Origin of the sequence: Pseudogulbenkiania sp. NH8B, from assembly GCF_000283535.1 — a bacterium.
Lineage (GTDB): Bacteria > Pseudomonadota > Gammaproteobacteria > Burkholderiales > Chromobacteriaceae > Pseudogulbenkiania > Pseudogulbenkiania ferrooxidans.
On sequence record NC_016002.1, the window covers coordinates 2,610,019 to 2,629,600 of the forward strand.

Below are 19,582 nucleotides of genomic sequence, written 5' to 3' on the forward strand. Positions count from 1 at the left end.
AAAGGGCAACCATGCAGAAGAAGCAGTTATTTACCGACAGGCTCCTGGCGCAGATGCCGTCGTTGCGGGCACTGAGATGCTTTGTCACTGCGGCGCGATACGAGAGCTTTACCCAGGCGGCAGAAGTGCTATGCGTGACGCAGGCGGCCATCAGCAGGCAAATCAAGGAGCTTGAGGATTCGCTCGATGTTGCCCTGTTTGAACGCACGGGGCGGCACATTGCACTAACCGACGCGGGGCGCATTCTCTACAACGCGTCCTACCTCTCGATTATGAATATCGCCGAGGCCGCCGAGGCGGTAAGACGCTCCGACAAGCATGCCTTTACCATTTGCGTCTCGCACACGTTCTCTGCGTTGTGGCTGTCGTCCAGGTTGCCGGCGTTCCGGAAGCGATTCCCGCAGATGAGGTTGCACGTGATCGTGACGGAGCACTTTATGGAGATGGACGAGCTCATGGAGCCCGACATCATCATCACCAAGAATCCACCACGTGAGCCGGAGTATGAAGTCGAGCCCCTTTTTCATGACATTGTGTACCCGGTCTGCAGCCAGTCGTTCTATGAGCATCACTTCCAAAACAAGAAGCTGAAGCCGTTGGATCTGCTGTCGCGCCCGACCTTGCACCTCTCTTTGCTGGGGAGAGCCCAGGTTTGCGAGCATGTCGATTGGCGGGTATGGCGGAACTGGTTTCAGAAAGGCGATGACACCGACAGGGTCACTCAAGATGATTACCTGGAAAGTAACGACTATCGGCTCCTCGTTTCCCAGGCAGAAGCTGGCGAGGGCACCCTGCTTGGTTGGCACCACCTGGTTCATCGCCAAGTGGAGCAAGGGCGATTGATTCGACCGGTACAGGATGCGCTCGTGTTCCATGACCGTCACCACTATCTGATCACGCACAAGAACGCAAAGCTTCGACCCGAATATCTGCAGTTTCGCCAATGGCTTGCCGAGGAGGTAGGCGCGATGATGCACGAATGGCGTGGCGTTGAAGCGGCAACGCTCAAATAGTGTTTGCCGACCTAAGACCCACAATTTCCTTGATAAAGAATTTGGCGAATCCTCGAACGATGACGCATGAGCAGACTGCAACATGAAAGTGACGACGGGAGGGACGAAAGGCTACCGGCGGCTGATCCCGTCCATGACTGCTCTGGTCGAATTTGAAGCTGTCGCACGGCTAAGCAGCTTTACCGTTGCGGCGCACGAGCTCGGGGTCACCCAGGCTGCGGTCAGCCGGCAGGTACGGTTTCTGGAGGAGACACTCGGTGTCCGGCTTTTTCACCGTTTGCACCGCGCCATCAAGCTGACCCCTGAGGGCGAGGCCTTGTATCTCGTCGTCTCCGAATCGATGCAGAAGATTGCCGGCGTGTTCGACCGGCTATCGAGCAGCACAGCGCAACAGGAACTGGTGTTGGCCGCGACTGCCGCTTTCTCGCGATTCCGTCTTCTCCCCAGACTCGCCGCGCTCAAGCGGTCTCTGCCGCAGGTGCAGTTACGGCTGACGACACAGATGTTTACGGCTGACCTGCTGCACAAGGACATCGATGTCGCCATCCGTTTTGGAAATGGAAAATGGAAAGACGGTACTGCGACCTTGCTGTTCGATGAAGAGGTGTTTCCTGTTTGCTCTCCATGGTGGCTGGAGGCGAACATGGCACCTGATTCGCTTGCCGAGCTTGCCGGAACGGCGCTCATCGAGTCCGACTCGACCTCGGAAGGCTGGATGGGATGGAGCGAATGGTTCAATGCGGTTGGCTTTGGTGTGCCGCATTTGCACTACGCGTTCCGTTGCAGCATGTATACCGACGCCATCCAGGCCGCGCGCGATGGACAAGGCGTCGCCTTGGGTTGGGGGCGCCTGGTTCATGATTTGCTGGCCACGGGCGAGCTTGTCCGGCTGACGACAGCCTCCGTCAAGGTCAGTGATGCGTATTACATGGTTGTCCCGCATGGCCACACCATGACGCCGACGATCGAGGGCTTGATCGAGTGGCTGCGTGAGGACGTGGTGGCGAGCTGATGCACATCGCCCGCTGACCTCCCCAAAGCATCGCTTGTACGAGTTTACTTTGCATTACCCAAGGTAATGCGAGGGGAAGTTTATGCATCTTTCTATAATGACAATGGAATATTAATGGATAGTTGTATGGCTTCACGGGGGTAATTTCGCTGTGCAGGATCCTCGCAGCATGGGCGTAGCAACCCGATTCATGCTGCTTAGGCTCTGCCGCCCTCCCCCCTTCTTTAGGACATATCCGGGCCAGGTCGAAGTGACCTCCCCCATCGAGATGGAGATACCACGCCATGAATGTGTTGTTCGCCCCGGTTGCACACCTGATGGGCCGCCTCAGGCTGTCCGCCAAGTTCTTGTTGATCGCCGTCGTGCTGATATTGCCCACCATCTACATGCTGTTCATGCTTGACCGTACCTACCGTACCCAGATCAGCAATAGCGAGGGGGAACTGGCCGGGCAAACGTTGGCCGTGGCCGGTTTCGACCTGCTCGATGCCACGCAGCGGCACCGTGACTTGAGTTCGCTGGTACTGGCAGGCAAGACCGAATTCGCGGGCGCGCTTCAGCAAACGGCGAGCCAGTTGAACAAGGCCATCGGCAAGGTTGATCAGGCACTCGCCGACGACCCGCTCGACATGAAACCGAGCTGGGCCACATTACGCACCGCCCTCACCGCTCAACTTGCCGGTGGGCAGCAACTCAAACCGGAGGACAACTTCGCTCGCCACACCGCACTGGTACAACAGGAACTCAAGTGGCTGTACAACCTTGCCTCCCGGTCCGGCATGTCGCTCGACCCGGACAATGACACCCGCACGCTACAGGATCTGTTCTTTACCACGCTGTTGCCCGCCAGCGAGAACGCCGGGCAGGCGCGCGGGCTGGGGGCGCTGATCGCGAGCCGAAACACCATCGAGCAGCCGGAGCGCAGCCGCCTCGGTGCATTTGCCAGCTTTCTCTCGCAGGCAGCCGAGCAAAGCGTCAACAAGATCGACCACGGGATCGGCAAGGACGATCCGAGCCATGATCAGCTTGCCCGGCAAAGCCAGCAGGCCGCAGCCGTGCTGAGCGATACCGCCAAATATCTGAACAAGAGCTATGTCGAAGCGGTACTGATCCTGGCGGAGCCGGCAGAACACCTGAAGCGCCTGAACCATACCAATACTGCCTTGCATGGCTTTAGCAATCAGCTCCTCACCGAGTTCGGCCAGCGAGTCGAGGCGCGCATCCGGCATCTTTCCACGCTACGCCTGACCGTGGTCGGCAGCGCGCTGCTGCTGGTGATGATCGGCGCCTATCTGTTCATTGGCACGATGCTGTCGATTCGCCACACGGTGATCAAACTGAAGGACGAGGCGCAGCGACTGGCCGGTGGTGCGCTGTCCTCGCGCGTCGAACTCGATAGCCGGGACGAACTGGCGCAGATCGCCAACAGCTTCAACCACATGGCCGAGTCGCTGTCGACACTGGTGCGCGAAATCAGGCACACGGTGTCCGATGTGGCAGACACGTCGCAACGACTGACTGGTAACGCCGGCGAGGTGTCCGATGCCTCGCGTCGGCAGGCCGAATCGACCGCCGCTATGGCTGCGGCGGTACAACAAGTGACGGTCAGCATCGCGCATGCCAACGCACAGGCCAAACTCAGTGCCGAACGCGTGCTTGCCACCGCACGCGAGGCCAGTGCCGGCGAAGAAAACATGCAGACCACGCTGCTCGACATCCGGCAGCTATCGGAACAGATTGGCCGGCTCAGCACCGAAGTCGAGTTTATGAAGGGGAATTCGAACCAGATCGGCCGGATCGTCCAGGTGATCCGCGAGATTGCCGATCAAACCAATCTCTTGGCGCTCAACGCCGCGATCGAGGCGGCGCGTGCGGGGGAGGCCGGGCGCGGTTTCGCCGTGGTGGCCGACGAAGTACGCAAGTTGGCCGAACGCACCTCGACCGCCACCGACGACATCCGGCGCCTGGTCGATACCATCTGCACCGACACCGAACGCACCGCCCAGGGCATGGCTGCAGCACGAGCCGGCATGGAACAGAGCTCAGCCAGCGTTCAAAACGCCAGCAGCACCCTATCCAGCATTCGGGTGCAGAGCGCAGCGAGCCAGCAGGCCACCGCTGAGATATCGGTGGCGATGAACCAGCAGCAGACCGCCAGCCAGCAGGTGGCCGCCAATGTCGACATGATCGCCCAGATGGCCAAGGAGAATACCCATCACGCCGAAGCCAACAACCAGCTTGCCCAATCGTTACAGCGGCAGGCTGATGCGCTGTCGCGCCAGATCAGTACGTTCCAGCTCTAGCGACAGCTTATGGGCTTGCTAGGTTTATTAATCAGATATGGGGTTCCGATGGGACAATGCCATTGGGTAAATGGTTGATTGTTGCGAATGAATCATGTTTTCTCCCGTTTCAGGTTTATAAGTGGGCGGTTTCCAGGGGCAAGTGCAATACCATGATCTGATATGGTATTGCGATGAGAAACCACCGCCTTATTGGGGATAATCGTATTCGGCGATGCGCCTGAAACGTTGGGCATATCGGGTATGGCTATCTTTGCGCGTAGAGGCACATCCGCCATATGCAAGAGCGGGAGGAACGTTAAACCCAAGGTCGTCGGGGAAAAAATCTAGAATCGTGATGCTAGATTGATGTCCGTACTTGCAGTTTGATTACCTGAGAATCGAAACCTCCGCCGTCACTCGCCCTAATTGAGTCTGCATAGATCGTCACCGACAGGTCAACATACCAAGCAGGCGCACGCTCTATCGCGACAGTGCTCGTCAGCATGGCGCGCCAACAAGGCGTCAGGTCAACAGACACCAGATAGCGAGAAAGGGAACGGGGCCAGACCTCATCGCGTGCAGACTGCCAGGGGGGTTGTGTATGCCGCCACCGATCCCCGGGTTGAACCATTCCCCGCCCTTTTGGCGGAACTCTCCGGCAGTCAACAACACGTATCCTTCCTCCGGCGGATGGTGATGGTCCGGATACCGCACATTGGGCACCATGATGGAAAAACCGAGCTGCACGCCGTAACGGCTCTCGGCGCCGCCCGGCCCGCAAATCATGCCGTGCACGTGCCCATCGATGTAGTTGTCACTGCCATTTACCCCCGAGGTGCGGCGCGTCCACCCCAACGCAGGTTCGAGGGCCTTGATGGCCCGGGCGGCGGCACCATACGGGGTGTCGTCTCCAATAATCGGGGCCAGCGCAGCATCCAGCCATTCGCATGCCGGATACCGTGTGTTGTGTCTTACCTCGTCATCTGACGGGGTTTGCAGCCGTGCAAACACCTGGGCAGCGACGGCACGTCCCGCTTCTGGGAGTTTTTGCGATTGAAAAAGGGCGTCGGCGATTTGGATAAACGCTTGTATGTTTTCAGGACGGGTGGTCATGTTGTGCTCCGGGCCGAGTTCGAGATTACCTTGCCGCATGAGGCGAAATAAAGCGAGCAATAACACATGCCCCTCTCCCCAAGGCTGGTATTGCGATCAGCCGCGGCATGTTATCTCCAATAGTATGCGAAATTGGAAAGTCCGTCTTTTCGGCACCGCGGCTTTATTTTCTCTGTCGTATTACATCAAGTTATGGGCTCTGCTCAAATTCTGCTGACAAGGGCGATAACGTGGCGGCAGATATCAGGCGTGCCGACTTCGCATTACCTCAGGTAATGCGAAAGGGAAAATATAGCGCGTTGACGCTTTTTTTTACTCCTCCAATACTTGATTTGTCAGGGATGCATGGTCGATGGCGGTAGATCCGGACTGGCTGAAACCGCAACCAAGCAGTTGGCATCCTTGCTGAGGGAAAACAAAAATCCCTGCAGACGACGCACTCTCGCTCATGTGGAGGGCAAGTAGTCTGCCGATGGAAAAATCCCAATCAGAGCAAAAGCAAACCAGAGGAGTTACTAGCAGTGAGCAACCCGACCAAAACACTCGACCTTATCCAGCAACGCAAGCCGCGTCACGTTCTCTCGCGCGAGCTGTATACCGATTCTGATGTGTATCGTGATGACCTGGCGCAGATCTGGCATAAAGAGTGGATCTTTGCGGGGCACACCTTCGAACTGGAAAAACCCGGCCAATACATGACGCTGCAGATCGGGGATTACCCGATTGTGCTGGTGCGTGGTGGCGACGGTGAATTGCGCGCTTTTCACAACGTCTGTCCCCATCGCGGTTCAAAGGTATGCCAGGGGGCAAGCGGCAAATCCGCCAAACTGGTCTGTCCCTACCACAAGTGGACCTTTGGTCTGGACGGCAAACTGCTGTTTGCCGGTAACATGGGCAACGACTTCGACCCTCTCCAGCAAGGGCTGAAGCAGGCACACTGTGCCGTGGTGGAAACGTATATCTACGTCTGCGTGGCCGAAACCGCCCCTGATTTCGACGCATTCCGCAAGGCCGTGACGCCCTTCATCGCCCCGCATAATCTTGCCGATTGCAAAGTGGCGTTTGAGTCCACCATCGTCGAAAAGGGTAACTGGAAGCTGGTATTCGAGAATAATCGCGAGTGCTACCACTGCGAAGGCTCTCACCCCGAGCTGCTGAATTCCTTCGTCGAAAACCTTTCTGTGGCCGGTGTTGCGGACGATAGTGATCCTGAATTGGAAGCCTTCTGGGATCGCTGTGAAACGGCCGGACTGCCTAGCCGCATGGTGATGGCCGAAAGCGGCCAGTACCGTATGACCCGCATCCCGCTGGCATCCAATGCCGTGAGTTACACCATGAACGGCAAACCCGCCGTAGCCGGCCGACTGGACCAGAGCGGCGTCGACAATATCGGAGCCCTGCTGTATTTCAACTACCCCTCCACCTGGAATCACTTCCTGGGTGACCACGCCTTGAGTTTCCGGGTCTTGCCCGTTGGCCCGGGCGAGACGCTCGTGACGACCAAGTGGCTGGTTCGCAAGGACGCGCAGGAGGGGATCGACTACGACATCGATAACCTGACCCGCGTATGGGTGGCCACCAATGACCAGGACCGCAGGCTCGTCGAGGGGACGCATGCCGGGGTGAGCTCGCCGGTTTACGAGCCGGGACGCTACTCGGATGTGGCGGAGAACGGCCCTTGCCAGTTCGACGACTGGTATTGCGAGACGATGCGGCGCGGACTCGCCGGCTGATTCTTTCTACGCAATAGCGCTGCCCGCAGCACGGGCAGCGCCTTCCCCCAATCTTCGTGTCCGGCCAAGTGGCCCGGTGTGAGCGTTCAAATGTCGCTATACGCATTCATCCAGGAATTTCACTTCTCGCAGGCCCCGCTTGCCACCCGCCAGTGCCTGCAGGCTTGCCTGTTGGACATCCTCGGTGTGGCAGCCGGAGCGCGGGACAACCAGACCAGCCGGTTGCTGCGCGAATACGCCAGCGAACACTATCCATCGGCCAGGATCGCCAGCCGGCTGCTGTTCGACGGACGCCAGGTCCATCCGCTGGGGGCGGCCTGGGCTGGCGGCTTCTGCGTCGACAGTCTGGATGCCCACGAAGGCCACTTCACCTCCAAGGGGCATGCTGGCGCCACCGTGGTACCGGCTTTGCTGGCACTGGCCGATGCCTATCGGCAGCAGGGACATCAGATCAGTGGCGAGGAGTTCCTGAGCGCGCTGTGCATCGCCTACGAAACGGCGCTGCGTGCCGGTGCAGCCTTGATGGCGACGGCCCCGGAGTATCACGCCTCAGGTGCATTCTCGGGCATCGGAGTGGTCTGCGGTGGCGCCAGACTGCTGGGCATGGATGAACCCACCTTCCGCCATGCGCTCGGTATCGCCGAATACTTCGGCCCACGCTGCCCCATGATGCGGTTGGTCGATCACCCCTCGATGTTGCGTGACGCCCACGGCGCGGGAGCGTACGCGGGCATCAACGCATTGCTTCTTGCGAAGACGGGAGTGACGGGCGCCCCGGCCGAGACCATCGAGTCGACCGCCGTGGCGGCCCAGTGGCACGATCTCGGGCAGCGCTGGGAGATCGACGCCCAGTACTTCAAGCCTTGGCCGGTATGCCGCTGGGCCCAGCCGGCGCTCACCGCTGCGACAGCATTACGACAGCACAACCCCGGTGTCGATGCCAACAACATCGAGCGGATTCGTGTCGAAACCTTCCATGAGTCGATGCGCCTTCAGGGCCATGCCCCGGCCAACGCCGATGAAGCCCAGTATGGCTTGGCCTTTCCGCTGGCGGCGCTGATCTGCCGTGGGCAGGTCGGCCCCGCGGAGGTGACGGGCGACGCCATTCACGCCGCCGACATCCGTGCCCTCAGCCAGCGCATCGAGATCGTCGAGGTGGACGATCTGTCGAGCCGTTTTCCCGAAGAAATCCTGTCTCGGGTCCACATCTGGCTCAAGGACGGGCGCGAGCTCAGCAGCGATACCACCGCGGCCAAAGGCGACCCTGCTACGCCGATACCTGCAGAGGAATTGCGCGACAAGTTTCACCAGATGGCCGGCGTCAGTCTCACGGCATCGCACCGCCAAGCCATCGAACAACAGGTGGCCGAGCTCGCCGACAGCCCCACCTGTGCGCCCCTATTCGATCTCATCCTGAATGGCGTGCAGTAAACTGCTTAAAGGAACCACTCCCATGCTCAGCCTGACCAGCTCCGAATACCTCAACCCCGTCAATACCCAGACCTGGGCCAATGGCCGTCACCTCGTGCGCTGCCGCAAGGTCATCCAGGAAACCCACGACGTCAGAACGTTCTGCTTCAGCATGCAGGAGCCGGTGCTGTTCTTCTTCAAGCCCGGCCAGTTCGTGACCCTGGAACTGGAGATCGACGGCAAGCAGGTGATGCGTTCGTACACCATTTCCAGCGCACCGTCGATTCCCTACAGCTTTTCCATCACGGTGAAGCGAGTGCCGGGCGGCGTGGTGTCGAACTGGCTGCACGACAACCTCCAGGAAGGGGATTTGCTCCCGGTGCATGGCCCGGTCGGCCAGTTCAACTGCATCGACTATCCGGCGCAGAAGGTGCTGTATCTCTCCGGCGGCGTCGGGATCACCCCGGTGATGTCGATGGCACGGTGGTTCTTCGACACCAACTCCGAAGTGGACATGGTGTTCGTCCATAGCGCCCGCACGCCGCGGGACATCATCTACCGGTCCGAGCTGGACTACATGTCCACTCGCATCGAGAACTTCAAGCTGCACCTCATCTGCGAACGGGCCGAGATCGGCCAGGTCTGGAGCGGCTATCGCGGCTACCTGAGCCGGGCGATGCTGCAATTGATCGCCCCCGACTTTCTCGAGCGCGAGGTGTTCTGCTGCGGGCCGGCTCCGTATATGCGCGCCGTCCGCCAGCTGCTGCAGGACGCCGGCTACGATATGTCGCGCTACCACGAGGAGTCCTTCGGCGCGACGCCGGAGGCCGACATCGCCCGGGCCGAGGAGCATGCGGCCGAGGCCCACAAGCACGAAGAGACCGCACAGGACACTCATTGCGTAAGCTTCAAGGAATCCGGCAAGTCGGTGCAGGTGGCAAGCAGTACGACCCTGCATGCGGCCGCGGCCAGTGCCGGTCTCACCATCCCCAAAGCCTGCGGCATGGGCATCTGCGGCACCTGCCGGGTGAGGGTGCTGGAGGGCGAGACGGAGATGAATCACAACGGCGGCATCACGGACGAAGAAATCGCCGAAGGCTATGTGCTCACTTGCTGTGCCAAGGCCAAATCGGACGTGAGTCTGGAGTACTGATTCGGAGTAAGCCATCTGGGGCGGGGTCGTATTCGGACGCGAACACTCCGTAGACCGCCCCGCCCGGATCGAGGCCCGGTCCGCCTCCCTGCCCCCATCCGTACACCACCTATACTGAAAAGTATGGTTGGAGGCAAAGATCATGACGACACCAAAGGTTGCGGGAAACGATGCGATCGGGGCGATCGGGGCCACCTGCGTCACCCCGGCCGACTACGCCCGCCTGTGCCGCGCGCTGCGCACCCTGAGCGCGGGCAACCGGGCGCTGGCGCGGGCGCCGGACGAGCAAACCTTGCTGCAGGACATGTGCAACGCCATCGTCGAGCAAGGCGGCTACCGCATGGCCTGGATCGGCTACATTGAGCACGACGAGCACCAGACCATCCGCCCGATGGCCCATGCCGGCGTCGAAGACGGCTTCCTGCAACTGCTCGATCTGACCTGGTCCGAGCAGAGCACCACACCGTCCGGCCTCGCCATCCGTACCGGCCAGCCGCAAGTCGGGCATGACGTCCTGAACGACCCCGCCCTGGCCATACTGTTCGAGGAACAAAAACGGCGCGGCTACGCCGCGGCGAGCGCCTATCCGCTGGTGATCGACGGCGAGATCGGCGGCAACCTGAGCATTGTCGCCGGCGAGTACAACGCTTTCGGCGAGGAAGAGCTGCGCGTGCTCAGTGAGTTGGCCGAAGACGTCGCCTACGGCATCAGCGCCCTGCGCAGCCGGGTGCGCCACCAGGAAGCCGAAGCGGCCATGCACCGCATGGCGTATTACGACCAGCTCACCGGGCTGCCCAACCGTACCCTGTTTCTCGAACAGCTCGGGCGCATGATTGCTTCTTCAAGCCCCCCCTTCCGCCCGTTCGCCGTGGGCATCCTCAGCGTCACCCAGTTCCGGGAAATCAACGACGTACTGGGCTACCAGCAGGCCAACGAACTCTTGCTGCAGGTGGCCGCCCGGCTACAGCCGCAGATCGACCAGGGGTATTTCCTCGGGCGCGTGAGCGATAACGAGTTCGCCATCCTGCAGCCCAACACCGACGCCGAGCGCACCTCGCAGGAGGCGCTGCGACTGTTGCGCCAGTTCGACGAGCCGCTCTCCGTGGCCGGCATCCAGGTCGATGCGCGGCTGCGTATCGGACTCTCGCTGTTTCCGGGGCACGGCCAGGAGCCGGACGCGCTGATGCGGCGTGCCACCATGGCGTCGCGCCAGGCCCTGCACTCGGCGGTGAACTACACCATCTTCAACGGCAGTCTCGACAAGGAATGCACCCGCCACGTCTCGCTGATCGCCGAACTGCACCATGCCATCGAGCATGACGAGCTTCGCCTCTACTGCCAGCCCAAGATCCAGTTCGACACCGGCAAGCTGTGCGGCGCCGAGGCGCTGGTGCGCTGGCAGCACCCCGAGCGCGGGCTGGTCGAGCCCGACCTCTTCATCAAGCTGGCGGAACAGGCCGGCATGATCACCTCGCTCACCCATTGGATACTGGAAGCGGCCTTCCGGCATATCTACACGCTGGAACAGGCCGGGCGCCCCACCCCGCTGGCGGTCAACCTGTCGGCGCGCGACCTGCTCGACCCGCGCCTGGCCGAGCGCATCCGCGGCCTGTTCCTCACCTGGGGCATCGACCCCGCCCACCTGCAATTCGAACTGACCGAAAGCGCCCTGATGGACGACCCAGGCGGCGCGCTGGCCACGCTCAACCAGCTCAAGGCGCTCGGGGTGCAACTGGCGGTGGACGACTTCGGCACCGGCTATTCCAGCCTGAGCTACCTGCAACGGCTGCCGGCCGACACCATCAAGATCGACCAGTCGTTCGTCGGCGCCATGATCGCCGACCAGGAGTCGGACACGATCGTACGCTCGACCATCGACCTGGGGCACAACCTGGGACTGCACGTGGTGGCCGAAGGCGTGGAAAACCGCGACATCTGGAACCGGCTGGCGACGCTGGGCTGCGACATTGCCCAAGGCTACTTCGTCAGCCGGCCGATCCCGGTGGAGCAGTTCGACAGCTCCTGGCACACCACGCTCGCGGCCTGACCCCGGCCCGCCCGCGCACCCCACTCGCCGCCCCAGACCCGGATGGCATGCCATCCGGCACGCCACTGTCGACATGCCGGTGATGGCAGCGCATCGCCGCCGCGCCACAAAACCATAATTAAATGTTATGGATAATTCGCCAATAACTCATTATCCATAACCTTGTTTCTTACATAGACTCTCCCTACCGACCTTGCTGCACATCAAGCATTTGCAACACCAGGCAGCAGGGTGAGGCAACACACAGTACCTGGCCCACCACAAAGATAGTGGCACCTACCAAGGAGACATGCATGAACCGCTCTAGCGATCAGTACGGCGAGTTCTACCAGCGCGACCGCAGCGTGCACCCGCCCGCTTACGCGCCCGACTACAAGACCAGCATTCTGCGTTCGCCCAAGAACGCCCTGATTTCGCTGCAGAACTCGCTGTCGGAAATCACCGGCCCGGTGTTCCGCCAGGACGAACTGGGTCCGCTCGACAACGACCTGATCCTGAACTATGCCAAGGACGGCCTGCCGATCGGCGAGCGCATCATCGTGCATGGCTTCGTGCGCGACGAGAACGGCCGCCCGGTCAAGAACTCCCTGGTGGAAGTGTGGCAAGCCAACGCCGGCGGCCGCTACCGCCACAAGAAGGACCAGTACCTGGCGCCGATCGACCCCAACTTCGGCGGCTGCGGCCGCGTGCTGACCGACGATAACGGCTACTACTTCTTCCGCACCATCAAGCCGGGTCCGTACCCGTGGCGCAACCGCGTCAACGACTGGCGCCCGGCGCACATCCACTTCTCGCTGTCGGGCGACGGCTTCGCCCAGCGCCTGATCACCCAGATGTATTTCGAGGGCGACCCGCTGATCGCCACCTGCCCGATCGTGCGCTCGATCAACGACGAAGAAGCCGTGCGCACCCTGATCGCCCCGCTCGACCGCAATGCCTTCGTGCAGCTCGACAGCATGGCGTACCGTTTCGATATCGTGCTGCGCGGCCGTCGTGCTACGTTGTTTGAAAACCGCATCCAGGGGGCGAAATGATGGTCAACCAGCTCAACTACCTGAAAGAAACCGCCTCCCAGACCGCCGGCCCGTACGTGCACATCGGCCTGGCGCCGCACGCCGCCGGTTTCGACATCTTCGAGAACAACTTCTCCAACGTGCTGACGACCCCCGCCACCCGCGGCGAGCGCATCCGCATCGAAGGCCGCGTGATCGACGGTTCCAGCACTCCGCTGCGCGACGTGCTGCTGGAAATCTGGCAGGCCAACGCCGACGGCCGCTACAACCACCCGGCCGACACCCAGGACAAGCCGCTCGACGACAGCTTCCGCGGCTGGGGCCGCGCCTGCTCCGACTTCGAAAGCGGCCTCTACACCTTCGAGACCATCAAGCCGGGCGCCGTCGAGGGCCGCCACGGCCGCACCATGGCCCCGCACATCAACCTGTGGATCGTGGCGCGCGGCATCAACATCGGCCTCAATACCCGCCTCTACTTCTCGGATGAAGCCGAAGCCAACGCCAAGGACCCGGTGCTCAACCTGATCGAATGGGAAGTGCGCCGCAAGACGCTGATCGCCCTGCGCGAAGAGCGCGACGGTGAAGTGGTGTACCGCTTCGACGTGCGCATCCAGGGCGACAACGAAACGGTGTTCTTCGACGTCTGATCCTCCCTACTCGCGTTTCTCCCTCGAGTTATTCAGGGGCCGCCCAGCGGCCCCTTCTTTTTTTCCAAGGCCAGGTTGGCCGAAGACGTCACGCGGCCCCGCCCGACACGCTGGGCGCGACGAGCCCGCCCCCGGCTACGTCGCCTGGCCGGCTGACCTTTCCGTCCCATTCCGGCCCAGATGGCGCACCTCGCCGCTCAGGCCGTCGACTTCGATCTCGTCGCCATCCTGCAGGGCTTCGAGGATGCCAGGCAGGTTGACCACAGCCGGCAAGGCGAATTCGCGGGCGACGATGGCGCCGTGCGAGAGATAGCCGCCGGTTTCGACCACCAGCCCGCCCGCCCTCAGGAAGAGCGGCGTCCAGCCGGGATCGGTCGATGGTGCGACCAGAATCTCGCCGGCCTGCAGGCGCCCGCCGTCGGAGGGGTGGCGCAAAATGCGTACTCTGCCCTGCACCCGCCCCGTGCCGGTGGCGACGCCACGCCAGCGATGGCGGCCGTTGCCGGCACCGGATGGCGAAGCCTTGGCTGGCCGCGTCGTCCCGGCCGCTTCGACCAACAGGAACTCCGGCGCCTCTTCCGCCTGCCACTGGCGGAACAGCGCCTGCCGCGCCGCGATGCGCGCCTGCAGGCCGGCGACGGGGGTCTGCCCGCTCATGGCGGCGCGCTCGGCTTCGGAAGGCAGCAGCCAGAAGACATCCTCCGCCGCCCGCAGCCAGCCCTGCGACTGCATCCAGGCGGCGGCGCCCAACCAGGCGTGCCGCACCGCGTCGAGATTGGCGATCAAGGCGCTGCGCGCCGCCTCGCGCTGGTTGGATTCGCGATTGGCGGCCTTGACCAGCCCCTTGATGAACAGCGTTTTCCACAACGGCGCATGTTGGCGCAGGCGCTGCCAGGCCGCGTCGGCGGCGGCCTGCTGGCGCGCCGCTATCGCTTTCTCGTCGACCTGGGCCAGCGCCGGGAGTTGTTCGAGAATCGTCTCGGGCTGTTCGCGCCAGCGCGGCGAGCCGATATAGGTCTCGTAATGGCCGCGATGACCGTATTCGTCGAGAAAGGCGGCGAAAGCGCGGGCAAACTCGGGGTGGTCCTGCAGGCTGTGGCCGCAGCGGGCCGCCAGGCGGGCCAGCGCCAGCAAGGCGTAGCCCTGCTGCGCCGTGGCACTGGCGTCACCACCCGCCAGCAGGGCGGCGCCGAGCGCCGCTCCTTCGCCAGGGAAGGTTTTTTCCAGCGTCTCGACCAAGAGGGACAGACTGCCGCCCCCCGACCCTTGCAGAAACAGCAGATCGACTTCCTCCCGCGCCGGCCGGCACAGCTGGTACAGCCGTTCACGCCAGCCAGCGGCATCGCAAGGTGGCGTCTGCCCCAGCGCCTGGCGGGCGCTTGCCCGTACCCGGGCGATGGCCGCGTCACCGCTCCGGCGCTTGGCCGGCGCCCCCAGGGCATAGCGCAGGATGCACCCCAGACGCCGCAGCCGTGTGCCGAACGCGGGGGGATTCACCGAGATCGTGGGCTGATGGCCACCCAGCAGCGTATTGAAATGCTCGGGCGTGAGCCCGATGGCGTCCCAGGCTTCCCACTGCATGATGGCCGCTTCCAGGTAGAGCCGGCCGTGAAACAGCCCGGCACGCTGGACTCCGGACAACAGCGGGTAGCCGGCGAGCTTCCAGCCCTGCTCCAGCAGGTGGTTGACGCCGCGCCGGGAGAAGTTCCAGTCCATCGGCTGCAGCGGCTCGGGCATGATTTCGCGGGTATTGCCGCGCGTCCAGATCGACGGCTGGCCTTGCAGTGCGGCATAGGTACGACGCGGCCGCCGTGTCACCGGCCGCGCCTGGGTCAGCCAGCAGCGCGTGCCGTCCCAGACCCATTCGAGATCGTAGAAGGGCGCGACGAAGTCGAGCGCGACGGCGGCGTCCCACAACAAGGCAGCCAGCGCTTCGGCTTGCGCGGTATCGAAGACGGATGCCATGGCCTTGCCCGCGGGGACCGCGACACGCACCGTGCCCCCGCCCGCAGCGCTCACGCTCATCGTCGCCTTGCTGCCTTGGCGGCGCTCGATCAGGCGCCAGATGTCGCTCGTATCCTCGGCGAAAACGTACTCGTCGCCCGCCGCCTCGCCACCCACCAGCGACTCGCCCAGCCCCCAGTTGGCATGCACGATCAGGCGATCCTCGCGGCCGCTGACGGGGTCGCAGGTGAACGCGATGCCGGATGCCTCGGCGGCGAGCAGCGGCATCACGATCACCGCCATCGTTGCCGGCTGCCGTTGGCCAATACCCTGGCGATAGGCGCTTGCCGTCTCGCTGTCGAGCGAGCTCCAGACCTCGGCGATGGCCGCCAGCAACGCAGGCAGGCCACGCACATTGAGGCATGAGCGATAGATGCCGGCGAACGAGGCCAGCGCCGAATCCTCGCCCACCGCCGACGAGCGCACGGCGAGCGGGCGGTCGAGCCAGCCCCGTTCGGCCAACGTCGAGGCCAGCTGCGACGCCAGTTCCTCCGGAAACGCGCCGTGCCGCGCCTCGCTCCAGCACGCCGGAATCGCGACGAAATCCGGTACCGGCAGGCCGAAATGGCGCAACTGCGCGAGTTGCCAGGCCTTGCCGCCGACGGCGGTGGCGCCCAGCGCGAGGCTCTCTGCTTCATTGATGATGGCCGCCGTCATGCCCGCACCTCCAGGCCGCCGAAGAAGACATCGAGCATGCTCTCGAACTCGCCGGGCAGCGAGGGCGCCGCCTCGGTCAGCCAGCGCAGCAGTGCGGCGAGATAGAGAAATTCGAGGTACACCGCCAGCACCGTGGCGCTGACGTCCTGGCGGAAACAGCCGGCCGCCTGGCCGTCAGCGATCAGGGCCGCGAAGATTCGCTCCAGACCGCTGCGCTGGCGCTCGTCGTTCGGATGGCGCGGCTCGGCCAGACGGTATTGCACGTAGGGCAGCAGGTAGCGGCGGTGTGGCTCAGACCACTCGGCGCTCAGCGCGAAGAACCGGCGCAGGCGGGCCGCGCCGGGCGCTTCGGCCTGGATCACCGGCGCCAGGCCGGCCTGGCCTTCGCGCAATTCACGGTGGAAGCGATGGCGAAGCAGCGCCTCCTTGACCGGGAAGTGCTTGTACAAGGTGCCCTTGGCGACATCGGCGGCCTCGGCGATGCGCTCCATGGTCACCGCTTCATAGCCTTCTGCCTCGAACAAGGCCCAGGCGGTGTCGGCGAGATGGTCGAGTTGTTGCTGGCGCTTGCGTTCGCGCCGGCCGGTTTGCGCCGCCGACGGTTCGTCTGGCGTCGGGACGACGGAGTTGGACAGGTTGCCGGGCATGGCGACACCCTCAAGACAATATAGACGACATCTATTTTTATACGACGTTCAGTTTTTATCAAGACCACGCAGCCATGCCACCCGCTACCCCTCGAAAACCGGCATCGGAATTCATGGAAATTGCCATGACACGGCTTCTTTCATAACATCGGGCTATGGAAAAGGATCGTTTCACCAGCCGCATCCGGCTGCGCCACCTGCATTGCTTCGTCGCCGTGGCCCAGGAGCAGAACCTGGGACGTGCCGCGGCGCGCCTGATGTTGAGCCAGCCGGCGGTCTCGAAGACCCTGGCCGAACTGGAGGAGATCGCCGGCGCGCGGCTGTTCGAGCGCGGGCGGCTGGGGGCCACGCTGACGCAAGACGGCGAGGCGTTTCTGGTGCATGCGGTCGCGGTGCTCGACACCCTGGGCGCGGCGGGGCGCGCCGTGAGCAAGCATGACGCCCCGTCGCCGACCCTGCTGCGTGTCGGCGCCCTGCCGACCGTGGCGATCGATCTGCTGCCGCTGGCGCTGGGCGAGTTTCGCGCCCAACGCCCGCACACCTCGGTACAGGTGCAGACCGCTGCCAACGCCCCGCTGCTGGCCAGCCTCAAGGCGGGCGAATACGATCTGGCGATCGGCCGCATGGCCGATCCGGAAATGATGGTCGGTTTGAGTTTCGAACTGCTCTACGTCGAACCGATGATCATGGTGACCCGGCCCGGCCACCCGCTGCAGTCCGACCATCCGCCGTCACTCGAGACGGTGCTCGATTACCCGCTGATCGTCTCGCCCAAAGGCACGATTCCGCGCCACAACACCGAGAGTTTCCTGCAATCGCGCGGCCTGCGTCTGCCCGAGAGCCTGGTGGAGACCTTGTCGGTGTCGCTGGCGCGGCTGCTGGCGTTGCGCTTCGATTACGTGTGGTTCATTTCGGCGGGGGCGGTGCGCGACGACCTGGAGCGGGGCCTGCTCGCGCGCCTGCCCCTGGCCACCGGCGGCACCGAGGAGCCGGTGGGGCTGCTGACGCGCAGCGAGGGCCGGCTGTCGATGCCGGCCCAGGAATTGATCGCCACCATCCGCGATTCGGCGGCGCGGCAACGCGAGCGGTTGAAGGGCCAGGAATAAGCCCCCACCAGATGCCTCGTTGGCTCCCGACGGGGGCTTCGTCAGTATCGAGATGACAGGCTGCCGGCGGCGCTCGCCTACTTCGCCACGGTCACCGGGACGTCGGCCAGCCGGATGACTTCCGACGTCACCGAGCCCAGCAGCAGATGGCCGATCCCGCTGTGGCCGTGCGAGCCCATGACGATGGTGTCGATGCCGCGTTCGCGCGCGAACTGGGTGATGGTTTGCGCGCTATGCCCCACCGCGACGTGCACCGTGCAAGCGACGCCGGCCTGTTCCAGCCGCTCGCGCCCGGCCTTGAGCGCCGCCTGGCCTTGTTCGCGGTAATACTCCTGCAGATCCTCGTGGCTGATGAACATGCGCACGTGGCCGGATTCGAGCGGTATCTGCACGTTGAGCAGATGGACGTCCAGATCGCTCGCGGCGGCATGCAGCCGAAGGAGGTAGTCGATGGCGCGCAGCGACGGCTCGGAGCCGTCCAGTGCCACCAGAATTCGCATCGTCATGACAGATTCCCCCGATTAGTCTTTGCCGCTGCGCGGTGTCTCGCCGCTCAGCGCAATCTCGTTGAGTGGTGCGGCGGCAGCCCGTTTTGCCAGCTGCGTACCGACCGCCACCACCAGCACCGCGCCCACCGTACCCGAGAGGTAGTGCAACCAGTGCGGTGCGTCCGCCAGGTACGGCTTGACCATCACGTCACCCAGCACCATGTCGCCGGCGATCCAGCCCAACAGCGCCGCGCCCAGCGTGATCACCACCGGGAAGCGGTCCATCAGCTTGAGCACGAACTGGCTGCCCCAGACGATGATGGGAATGCTGATGGCGATACCGAACGCCACCAGTCCGAGCTCGCCCTTGGCGGCGCCGGCCACGGCGATGACGTTGTCCAGGCTCATCACGGCGTCGGCCACGATGATGGTCTTGATGGCGCCCAAGAGATGGGTGCTGCCTTGGACGTTGGCGTGGCCGTCGTCGTCGTCCGGCTGCAGCAGCTTGACGCCGATCCACAGCAACAGCAGCGCGCCCCCCACCTTCAGCAAGGGCAGCGCCAAGAGCTGCAGCGCGAAGAAGATCAGCACGATGCGCAGGGCGACGGCGCCGGCCACGCCCCACAGAATGCCTTTGCGGCGCTGCGCTTCGGGTAGTTTGCGGCAGGCCAGCGCGATCACCACGGCGTTGTCGCCGCCCAGCAGGATGTCGATGGCGACGATCTGCGCCACCGAGAGCCAGAAGCTGGCCTCGAACAAGAATTCCGGCATGACGTCTCCTCTGACGGTGTTTGGAGCGGAAAGACAATGAAGCCGGGCACAAGGCCCGGCTTCTCCCATGACGCGATGATACCGGAGCGGTTAGCCCTGCGCCTCCATCTCGGCGAACACCGCTTCGGCCAGATGGAAGGCGGCGTTGGCGGCGGGCAGGCCGCAATAGATGCCGGACTGCATCAGGACTTCCTTCAGCTCGTCGCGCGTCACGCCGTTATTAAACGCGGCCTTCAGGTGCATGCGCAACTCGTCTTCGCGGTTGAGCGCGATCAGCATGGCGATGGTGATCAGGCTGCGGCTGTGGCGCGGCAGGCCGGGGCGGGTCCAGATGTCGCCCCAGGCGTAGCGCGTGATGAACTCCTGGAATTCGGTGTTGAAGTCGTTGCGCTTGGCCAGGGTTCGGTCGACGTGGGCGTCGCCCAGCACGGCGCGGCGCACCGTCATCCCGTTTTCGTAGCGGTCTTTTTCGTCCATGTTGCT

Annotated in this window: 16 protein-coding genes; 10 read left to right on the forward strand and 6 right to left on the reverse strand. The window is 63.2% G+C overall.

Annotation, left to right across the window (positions count from 1 at the left end; all coding sequences use genetic code 11):
- The first annotated feature begins 11 nt into the window (after nt 1-11).
- The 3 genes from NH8B_RS11985 (at nt 12) to NH8B_RS11995 (ending at nt 4,328) form a co-directional block, all read left to right on the forward strand.
- The gene (locus NH8B_RS11985; protein ID WP_014087544.1) at nt 12-1,013 is read left to right on the forward strand and encodes a LysR substrate-binding domain-containing protein; all 1,002 of its coding nucleotides are present in this window, start codon (nt 12-14) and stop codon (nt 1,011-1,013) included.
- An 82-nt stretch (nt 1,014-1,095) separates the two neighbouring features.
- Nucleotides 1,096-2,025, forward strand: a complete 930-nt coding sequence (locus NH8B_RS11990; protein WP_014087545.1) for a LysR substrate-binding domain-containing protein — start codon at nt 1,096-1,098, stop codon at nt 2,023-2,025.
- Between the two features lie 284 nt (nt 2,026-2,309).
- Nucleotides 2,310-4,328 carry a methyl-accepting chemotaxis protein gene (locus NH8B_RS11995; protein ID WP_014087546.1) on the forward strand — a complete coding sequence of 673 codons (2,019 nt, stop codon included), beginning with the start codon at nt 2,310-2,312 and terminating at the stop codon, nt 4,326-4,328.
- Nucleotides 4,329-4,832: 504 nt separating this feature from the next.
- Here NH8B_RS11995 and NH8B_RS12000 read toward each other — a convergent pair.
- Entirely contained in the window at nt 4,833-5,489 is a 657-nt protein-coding gene (locus NH8B_RS12000; RefSeq protein WP_198408177.1) for a dimethylsulfoniopropionate lyase, read from the reverse strand.
- 455 nt (nt 5,490-5,944) lie between these two features.
- On the opposite strand from NH8B_RS12000, the gene NH8B_RS12005 reads away from it, so the two are divergent.
- The 6 genes from NH8B_RS12005 (at nt 5,945) to pcaG (ending at nt 13,426) form a co-directional block, all read left to right on the forward strand.
- Entirely contained in the window at nt 5,945-7,156 is a 1,212-nt protein-coding gene (locus NH8B_RS12005) for an aromatic ring-hydroxylating oxygenase subunit alpha (RefSeq protein ID WP_014087548.1), read from the forward strand.
- A 90-nt stretch (nt 7,157-7,246) separates the two neighbouring features.
- Nucleotides 7,247-8,587, forward strand: a complete 1,341-nt coding sequence (locus NH8B_RS12010; RefSeq protein ID WP_014087549.1) for an MmgE/PrpD family protein — start codon at nt 7,247-7,249, stop codon at nt 8,585-8,587.
- Between the two features lie 22 nt (nt 8,588-8,609).
- Entirely contained in the window at nt 8,610-9,719 is a 1,110-nt protein-coding gene (locus NH8B_RS12015; protein WP_014087550.1) for a hybrid-cluster NAD(P)-dependent oxidoreductase, read from the forward strand.
- A 142-nt stretch (nt 9,720-9,861) separates the two neighbouring features.
- Nucleotides 9,862-11,766, forward strand: coding sequence for a putative bifunctional diguanylate cyclase/phosphodiesterase (locus NH8B_RS12020; RefSeq protein ID WP_014087551.1), 1,905 nt, complete (start codon nt 9,862-9,864; stop codon nt 11,764-11,766).
- A gap of 293 nt (nt 11,767-12,059) precedes the next feature.
- Complete coding sequence (pcaH, locus tag NH8B_RS12025; protein ID WP_014087552.1) at nt 12,060-12,800, forward strand: protocatechuate 3,4-dioxygenase subunit beta; 741 nt, start codon at nt 12,060-12,062, stop codon at nt 12,798-12,800.
- Nucleotides 12,797-13,426: a protocatechuate 3,4-dioxygenase subunit alpha gene (gene pcaG / locus NH8B_RS12030; protein WP_014087553.1), complete on the forward strand. Its 630-nt coding sequence runs from the start codon at nt 12,797-12,799 to the stop codon at nt 13,424-13,426. The genes pcaH and pcaG overlap by 4 nt, the downstream gene beginning before the upstream one ends.
- Nucleotides 13,427-13,561: 135 nt before the next feature.
- Here pcaG and NH8B_RS12035 read toward each other — a convergent pair whose 3' ends face one another.
- Nucleotides 13,562-16,087 carry a PEP/pyruvate-binding domain-containing protein gene (locus tag NH8B_RS12035; RefSeq protein ID WP_014087554.1) on the reverse strand — a complete coding sequence of 842 codons (2,526 nt, stop codon included), beginning with the start codon at nt 16,085-16,087 and terminating at the stop codon, nt 13,562-13,564.
- The gene (locus NH8B_RS12040; protein WP_014087555.1) at nt 16,084-16,734 is read right to left on the reverse strand and encodes a TetR/AcrR family transcriptional regulator; all 651 of its coding nucleotides are present in this window, start codon (nt 16,732-16,734) and stop codon (nt 16,084-16,086) included. Before NH8B_RS12040 ends, NH8B_RS12035 begins: the two co-directional genes overlap by 4 nt.
- A 155-nt stretch (nt 16,735-16,889) precedes the next feature.
- Between NH8B_RS12040 and NH8B_RS12045 the strand changes: the two genes are divergently transcribed.
- Nucleotides 16,890-17,840, forward strand: a complete 951-nt coding sequence (locus NH8B_RS12045) for a LysR substrate-binding domain-containing protein (RefSeq protein ID WP_014087556.1) — start codon at nt 16,890-16,892, stop codon at nt 17,838-17,840.
- A 77-nt stretch (nt 17,841-17,917) separates the two neighbouring features.
- Here NH8B_RS12045 and NH8B_RS12050 read toward each other — a convergent pair whose 3' ends face one another.
- The 3 genes from NH8B_RS12050 to pcaC form a co-directional block, all read right to left on the reverse strand.
- Nucleotides 17,918-18,346, reverse strand: a complete 429-nt coding sequence (locus NH8B_RS12050; RefSeq protein WP_014087557.1) for a universal stress protein — start codon at nt 18,344-18,346, stop codon at nt 17,918-17,920.
- A gap of 15 nt (nt 18,347-18,361) precedes the next feature.
- Nucleotides 18,362-19,099 (reverse strand): TerC family protein, encoded by a 738-nt coding sequence (locus NH8B_RS12055; RefSeq protein ID WP_014087558.1) that lies wholly within the window; start codon nt 19,097-19,099, stop codon nt 18,362-18,364.
- Between the two features lie 90 nt (nt 19,100-19,189).
- Nucleotides 19,190-19,576 (reverse strand): 4-carboxymuconolactone decarboxylase, encoded by a 387-nt coding sequence (gene pcaC, locus NH8B_RS12060; RefSeq protein ID WP_014087559.1) that lies wholly within the window; start codon nt 19,574-19,576, stop codon nt 19,190-19,192.
- Nucleotides 19,577-19,582: the final 6 nt, after the last annotated feature.